Here is a 7,411-nt window from a genome sequence, read left to right on the forward strand (position 1 = left end):
GGATGTGCCGCACGTAGCTGGTTGCTTGACCGCAGTTCCCGCAGTTTCCGCAGTTCCTTTTGACTCGAGCTTTCCCAAGGAAACCCATCGTGAAGTCTTCCGGATCGGCGCGTACGGCGCGCCGCAATGCTGCCCTGTCCTCCTCCGACGCCTCGACGGACACCGTCGCCACCGCCGCGAACGGCCGTGCGAAAACGGCAACGAAACCGAAAGACCCGATACGTCAGACGAAACGCGCGGCCAAAGCCGCCGGCCCCGCTGCCCGCAAGGCCGCCGCGCCGAAGGCCGGCACGCGCACGCGCGACGACAAGGACCGTCCGCTGTTCGAGGACATCCGCTTCCTCGGCCGCCTGCTTGGCGACGTCGTGCGCGAACAGGAAGGCGATACGGTATTCGACGTCGTCGAGACGATCCGCCAGACCGCGGTCAAGTTCCGCCGCGAGGACGACAGCGAAGCCGCACAGACGCTCGAGAAGAAGCTGCGCAAGCTGACGCCGGAGCAGACGGTGAGCGTCGTGCGCGCGTTCAGCTATTTCTCGCACCTGGCGAACATCGCGGAAGACCGCCACCACAACCGCCGCCGCCGCATCCACGCGCTGGCCGGCTCGGCAGCGCAACCGGGCACGGTCGCGTACGCGCTCGAACAGCTGAAGACGACCGGCAACGCGTCGAAGCGCCTGCTGCAGCGCTTCTTCGACGACGCGCTGATCGTGCCCGTGCTGACCGCGCACCCGACCGAAGTACAGCGCAAGAGCATCCTCGACGCGCAACACGACATCGCGCGCCTGCTCGCCGAGCGCGACCAGGAACTGACCGCGCGCGAGCGCCAGTACAACGAAGCGATGCTGCGTGCGCGCGTGACCGCGCTGTGGCAGACGCGCATGCTGCGCGACTCGCGCCTGACGGTCGGCGACGAGATCGAGAACGCGCTGTCGTACTACCGCGCGACGTTCCTCGACGAACTGCCCGCGCTGTACGGCGACATCGAGGCCGCGCTCGCCGAGCACGGCCTGTCCGCCCGCGTGCCCGCGTTCTTCCAGATGGGCAGCTGGATCGGCGGCGACCGCGACGGCAACCCGAACGTGACCGCGCCGACGCTCGACGAAGCGATCAACCGCCAGGCCGCGGTGATCCTCGAGCACTACCTGGAACAGGTGCACAAGCTCGGCGCCGAGCTGTCGGTATCGAACCTGCTCGTCGGCGCGAACGACGCCGTGAAGGCGCTCGCGGCCGCCTCGCCCGACCAGTCGCCGCACCGCGTCGACGAACCGTATCGCCGTGCGCTGATCGGCATCTACACGCGGCTCGCGGCGAGCGCGCGCGTGCGCGTCGGCGAAGGCACGGTGCCCGTGCGCAGCGCGGGCCGCGGCGCCCCGCCCGTGCGCGCGATCCCGTATCCGGATTCCGAAGCGTTCGTCGCCGACCTGAAGGTGCTGACCGCGTCGCTCGACGAGCACCACGGCACGTCGCTCGCCGCGCCGCGCCTCGCGCCGCTCGTGCGCGCGGCCGAAGTGTTCGGCTTCCATCTCGCGAGCATCGACCTGCGCCAGAGCTCCGACATCCACGAAGCGGTGGTCGCCGAGCTGTTCGCGCGCGCGGGCGTCGAAGCCGACTACGCGGCGCTCGCCGAGGAAGACAAGCTGCGCGTGCTGCTGGCCGCGCTGGCCGACCCGCGTCCGCTGCGCTCGCCGTACTTCGAATACTCGGCGCTCGCGCAGAGCGAGCTCGGCGTGTTCGAGAAGGCGCGCGAAGTCCGTGCGCAATTCGGCGCGCGCGCGGTGCGCAACTACATCATTTCGCATACGGAAACCGTCAGCGACCTCGTCGAAGTCCTGCTGCTGCAGAAGGAGACGGGCCTGCTCGAAGGCACGCTCGGCGTGCCGGGCGGCGACGCGCGCAACAGCCTGATGGTGATCCCGCTGTTCGAGACGATTCCCGACCTGCGCGACGCCGCGCGCATCATGCGCGAATACTTCGCACTGCCGGGCATCGACGCGCTGATCGCGCACCAGGGCGCCGAGCAGGAAGTGATGCTCGGCTACTCGGACAGCAACAAGGACGGCGGCTTCCTCACGTCGAACTGGGAGCTGTATCGCGCGGAACTCGCGCTCGTCGACCTGTTCCGCGACCGCAAGATCACGCTGCGGCTGTTCCACGGCCGCGGCGGCACGGTCGGCCGCGGCGGCGGCCCGACCTACCAGGCGATCCTGTCGCAGCCGCCGGGCACCGTGAACGGCCAGATCCGCCTGACCGAACAGGGCGAGGTGATCGCGAGCAAGTTCGCGAACCCCGAGATCGGCCGGCGCAACCTCGAGACGGTCGTCGCCGCGACGCTCGAAGCCTCGCTGCTGCCGCAGTCGAACGCGCCGGCGCAGCTGCCCGCGTTCGAAGCCGCGATGCAGACGCTGTCCGACTCGGCGATGGCCGCGTACCGCGCGCTCGTCTATGAAACCCCGGGCTTCACCGACTACTTCTTCTCGTCGACGCCGATCACCGAGATCGCCGAGCTGAACATCGGCAGCCGCCCGGCGTCGCGCAAGCTGCAGGATCCGAAGCAGCGCAAGATCGAGGACCTGCGCGCGATTCCGTGGGGCTTCTCGTGGGGCCAGTGCCGGCTGCTGCTGACCGGCTGGTACGGCTTCGGCAGCGCGGTGAGCGCGTATCTCGACAGCGCGCAGGACGACGCCGAGCGCACGAAGCGCGTCGCGCTGCTGAAGAAGATGAACAAGACCTGGCCGTTCTTCTCGAACCTGATGTCGAACATGGACATGGTGCTCGCGAAGACCGATCTCGCGGTCGCGTCGCGCTACGCGCAGCTCGTGTCCGACCGCAAGCTGCGCAAGCACGTGTTCGAGCGGATCGTCGCGGAATGGGAGCGCACGTCGCAGGCGCTCGCGGAAATCACCGGGCACGAAGGCCGCCTTGCGACCAACCCGCTGCTCGCACGCTCGATCAAGAACCGCTTCCCGTATCTCGATCCGCTGAACCACCTGCAGGTCGAGCTGATCAAGCGTCACCGCGCGGGCGACACGAACGCGCGGCTGCGTCGCGGGATTCACCTGACGATCAACGGGATCGCGGCCGGCCTGCGCAACACGGGCTGATCCGCGTGCGGCGCGCACGCGTTGCGCGCCGGCCTGCATCGTGAAAGCCGCGAGACGCGATCATGCGTATCGCGGCTTTTTTCATGCCACGGCGCGCCGCCCGTCAATGCGCGTCGATCAGCAGCCCGTCGTGCTCGAACGAACCGTCGGGCTGCACCGCGTAGTAGGCGCGCACTTCGTCGGGGGCATGCGCCCACAGCGCGCGAATGCCCGTCACGCTGTCGGCCGGCGTGCGAATCCGCGCGACCCACGTGTCGAAATCGATCGGCAGCCGCCAGCGGCTGTGCACCTGCGCGTCGAAGCCGGCCTCGCGGAACATCGCGAGCCATTCGTCGGCACGGTAGTCGCGCACGTGCGACGCGTCGCGCAGCACTTCCGCGGCCTGCAGGTACGTGTCGAGGAGCGGATGGTCGTTGCCGGCGATGTCGATCATCAGCACGCGGCCGCCCGGCTTCAGCACGCGGCGCACCTCGGCGAGCGCCGCGCGCATGTCGTGCCAGTGATGCGCGCTCATGCGGCTCACGACCCAGTCGAACGTCGCCGTGTCGAACGGCAGCCGCTCGGCCGGCCCCTGCTGCGTGCGGATGTTCGCGAGCCCGCGCTCGCGCGCGGCCGCGTCGACGGTCGCGAGCATCGGCGCGGCGAGATCGTAGGCGACCACGGCGCGCACGTGCGGCGCGACCGCGAAGCTCGCGTGGCCGGCGCCGCAACCGAGATCGAGCACCGTCGCATCGGGCGTCGCGCTCACCGCATCGGCGAGCGCCTGCAGGTCGGCGCCCGTCGCATGAACCGTGCTCGTCAGATAGGCGGCGGCCGTCGTGCCGAATGCGTCGGCGACCTGGTCGTGGTGTTTCATCGTTCGCTCCTTTCCTTGATGCAGCGGCCGGCATGGGCGCTTCCGCGCGTGTTCCGGCCCCGTGCAACGCGTTGTGGGGGACGCCCGCTGCCCTGCCAGCGCGCGAGACGCTACAATAGGCCCGCGCCTGTACCAGTACAAGTTAAGCAGTTATTCTGGTATTCGATCCACCTGTCTGAACCTTGCCGCGTCCCCGCGGCCCTTTCGCCGTTTCCGCATGAACCAGCCGTCCTCCTCCGTCCCGCCGCTCGACGCCACGCCCGCCCGCGCGCTCGGCGAATTCATCCGCGCCCACCGCGAGCGGCTGTCGCCGCAGGCCGTCGGCCTGCCGCCCGGCCCGCGCCGCCGCACGCCGGGGTTGCGGCGCGAGGAAGTCGCGCAGCTGTGCGGCGTCAGCCCGACCTGGTACACGTGGATCGAACAGGGCCGCCCGGTGTCGGCGTCGGCCGACGCGCTCGCGCGTATTGCCGTCGCGCTGCAGCTGTCGAAGGCCGAGCGCGCGTACCTGTTCGAGCTGGCCGCGCAGCGCGACCCGGCCGAACCCGACGTCGCCGGCGGCGACCTGCCGCCGACGCTCGCCGCGACCGTCGCGGCAATCGCCACACCGGCGTACGTGCTCGACCGGCAATGGAACGCGCTCGCGTGGAACGCGCCGGCCGCCGCGCTATTTTCCGGCTGGCTCGACGGCGAGCACGACCGCAACCTGCTGCGCTTCACGTTCATGTCGCCGGCCGCGCGCACGCTGATTGTCGACTGGGAAACCCGCGCCCGGCGGCTCGCGGCCGAATTCCGCGCCGATTCGATCCGCCACTTGGCCGACGCGCCGACGCGCGCGCTGATCGACGCGCTGACCGCCGGCAGCGACGCGTTCGCGCAGTACTGGGCGTCGCAGGACGTGTTCGAACGCGAAGGCGGGCTGCGCGAATTCGACCATCCGGCCGACGGCCGCCTCGTGTACCAGCAGATCACGCTGAAACCCGCGCACCGCGAGGACCTGAAGCTCGTCGTGCTGGTGCGCGACTGAGCGGACCGACCCGTGCGGGCCACGGCCGGCAGGCCCGCGAATGCTAGAATTGCAGGATTCCCTCGGCGGCGCACGCCGCCCAACTCCCCTTCGAAGAATCGCCATGACGTCCCAACTGCACAAAAAGGGCGAGGCCTGGTCGGCCCGCTTCTCGGAACCGATGTCGGAACTGGTCAAGCGCTACACGTCGTCGGTGTTTTTCGACAAGCGCCTCGCGCTCGTCGACATCGCCGGCTCGCTCGCGCACGCGAACATGCTCGCCGCGCAGAAGATCATCAGCGCCGACGACCTGGCCGCGATCGAACGCGGGATGGCGCAGATCAAGGGCGAGATCGAGCGCGGCGAATTCGAATGGCAGCTCGACCTGGAAGACGTGCACCTGAACATCGAGGCGCGCCTGACCGCACTGATCGGCGATGCCGGCAAGCGCCTGCACACGGGCCGCTCGCGCAACGACCAGGTCGCGACCGACATCCGCCTTTGGCTGCGCGGCGAGATCGACCGCATCGGCGGCCTGCTGAACGACCTGCGCGGCGCGCTGCTCGACCTCGCGGAACAGAATGCCGACACGATCATGCCGGGCTTCACGCACCTGCAGGTCGCGCAACCCGTCACGTTCGGCCACCACCTGCTCGCGTACGTCGAGATGTTCACGCGCGACGCGGAACGCATGCGCGACTGCCGTACGCGCGTGAACCGCCTGCCGCTCGGCGCGGCCGCGCTCGCGGGCACGAGCTACCCGATCGACCGTCATGCAGTGGCGAAGACGCTCGGCTTCGACGGCATCTGCGCGAACTCGCTCGACGCCGTGTCCGATCGCGATTTCGCGATCGAATTCACGGCGGCGTCCGCTCTGGTGATGACGCACGTGTCGCGCTTCTCCGAAGAACTCGTGCTGTGGATGAGCCCGCGCGTCGGCTTCATCGACATCGCCGACCGCTTCTGCACCGGCAGCTCGATCATGCCGCAGAAGAAGAACCCGGACGTGCCCGAGCTCGCGCGCGGCAAGACGGGCCGCGTGAACGGCCACCTGATGGCGCTGCTGACGCTGATGAAGGGCCAGCCGCTCGCGTACAACAAGGACAACCAGGAAGACAAGGAGCCGCTGTTCGACACGGTCGACACCGTTGCCGACACGCTGCGGATCTTCGCCGAGATGGTCGCGGGCATCACCGTGAAGCTGGACGCGATGCGCGCGGCCGCGCTGCAGGGCTTCTCGACCGCCACCGACCTCGCCGACTACCTCGTGAAGCGCGGCTTGCCGTTCCGCGATGCGCACGAAGCCGTCGCGCACGCGGTGAAGATCTGCGACGACCGCGGCATCGATCTCGCCGACCTGACGCTCGACGAGATGAAGCAGGAACTGCCGAACGTCGCGCACCTGATCGGCGACGACGTGTTCGGCTACCTGACGCTCGAGGGTTCGGTCGCCAGCCGCAACCATCCGGGCGGCACGGCGCCCGACCAGGTGCGCGCGGCCGTCAAGGCAGCCCGCGCCGCACTGGGCGAGTAACAGCCTGCTGTCATGGACGGACGCCTTCGGCGTCCGTTTTTCATTCGGGCGGCCGTTGCGCCGTCCATCGCCTGCCCTGCTTCCCGGATGCCGCCGATGATCTTTTCCGCCGCGCTCTTCGACATGGACGGCCTGCTCGTCGATTCAGAGCGGACCATCATGAACACGTGGATCGACGTGTCGAACGCGCACGGTGTCGCGCTGACCGTCACCGACTACCTGCAGATCGTCGGCCGCTCGTTCGCCGAAGGCCAGGTCATCCTGGCGCGGCTGATCGGCCATCCCGATACGTTCGACGCGGTACGCACCCGCGTGCGCGAACAGCTCGCGGCGCCGGAACCGCATCCGAAGTTTCCGCTGAAACCCGGCGCGCTCGCGCTGCTCGAAGCACTCGCGCAGGCCGGCATTCCGTGCGCGGTCGCGTCGTCGTCCGCGGGCGACGTGATCCGCGCGCGGCTCGATGCGGTCGGCGTGCTGCCGTTCTTCCGCGCGATCGCGGGCGGCGACGAAGTCGCGCGCGGCAAGCCCGACCCGGCCGTCTACCGGCTCGCGGCCGAACGCCTCGGCGTGCCGGCGCACCGGTGCGTGGCATTCGAGGACAGCGACTTCGGCGCGCAGTCCGCCGCCGGCGCCGGCGCATCGGTCATCACCGTGCCCGACCTGAAGGCGCCGACACCCGAGATCATCGCGCTGAGCCTGCACGTGCTCGCGTCGCTCGACGAGGCGGTCGCGCTCGTGCCGTCGTGGTTCGGCCTGCAGCACACGTCGCAGCGTATGTAGGCATCAGCACACGCCGCACAATGCAAAACGGGCACCGCTGGTGAACTGAACCCCAAGAGTTGGACATAGATCCGACCCTTGGGGTTTTTTCATGACGAAATACGACGAGCGGTTCAAGCTTGAAGTGGTGCAGT

5 protein-coding genes are annotated in these 7,411 nt (G+C 69.2%); 4 read left to right on the forward strand and 1 reads right to left on the reverse strand.

Annotation, left to right across the window (positions count from 1 at the left end):
• Positions 1-89 precede the first annotated feature (89 nt).
• The gene (gene ppc / locus U5798_RS19180) at positions 90-3,104 is read left to right on the forward strand and encodes a phosphoenolpyruvate carboxylase (protein WP_322082876.1); all 3,015 of its coding nucleotides are present in this window, start codon (positions 90-92) and stop codon (positions 3,102-3,104) included.
• Positions 3,105-3,207: 103 nt separating this feature from the next.
• Here the strand turns inward: ppc and U5798_RS19185 are convergent, their stop codons facing one another.
• Positions 3,208-3,960: a class I SAM-dependent methyltransferase gene (locus tag U5798_RS19185; RefSeq protein ID WP_124452822.1), complete on the reverse strand. Its 753-nt coding sequence runs from the start codon at positions 3,958-3,960 to the stop codon at positions 3,208-3,210.
• Between the two features lie 217 nt (positions 3,961-4,177).
• Here U5798_RS19185 and U5798_RS19190 point away from each other — a divergent pair, with 217 nt between their 5' ends.
• From U5798_RS19190 to U5798_RS19200, 3 genes are all read left to right on the forward strand, one after another.
• Positions 4,178-4,984, forward strand: a complete 807-nt coding sequence (locus tag U5798_RS19190; protein WP_124452820.1) for a helix-turn-helix transcriptional regulator — start codon at positions 4,178-4,180, stop codon at positions 4,982-4,984.
• Between the two features lie 103 nt (positions 4,985-5,087).
• Complete coding sequence (argH, locus tag U5798_RS19195) at positions 5,088-6,497, forward strand: argininosuccinate lyase (protein WP_322082877.1); 1,410 nt, start codon at positions 5,088-5,090, stop codon at positions 6,495-6,497.
• 96 nt (positions 6,498-6,593) lie between these two features.
• Complete coding sequence (locus U5798_RS19200) at positions 6,594-7,277, forward strand: HAD family hydrolase (RefSeq protein ID WP_124452817.1); 684 nt, start codon at positions 6,594-6,596, stop codon at positions 7,275-7,277.
• Positions 7,278-7,411 lie beyond the last annotated feature (134 nt).

Source organism: Burkholderia sp. BCC1972, from assembly GCF_905339605.1.
Classification (GTDB): Bacteria; Pseudomonadota; Gammaproteobacteria; order Burkholderiales; family Burkholderiaceae; genus Burkholderia.

Coding starts and splice junctions, on each gene's coding strand:
- U5798_RS19185 (WP_124452822.1), bottom strand. CDS start 3,960: ATGAAACACCACGACCAGGTCGCCGACGCATTCGGCACGACGGCCGCC.
- U5798_RS19190 (WP_124452820.1), top strand. CDS start 4,178: ATGAACCAGCCGTCCTCCTCCGTCCCGCCGCTCGACGCCACGCCCGCC.
- argH (WP_322082877.1), top strand. CDS start 5,088: ATGACGTCCCAACTGCACAAAAAGGGCGAGGCCTGGTCGGCCCGCTTC.
- U5798_RS19200 (WP_124452817.1), top strand. CDS start 6,594: ATGATCTTTTCCGCCGCGCTCTTCGACATGGACGGCCTGCTCGTCGAT.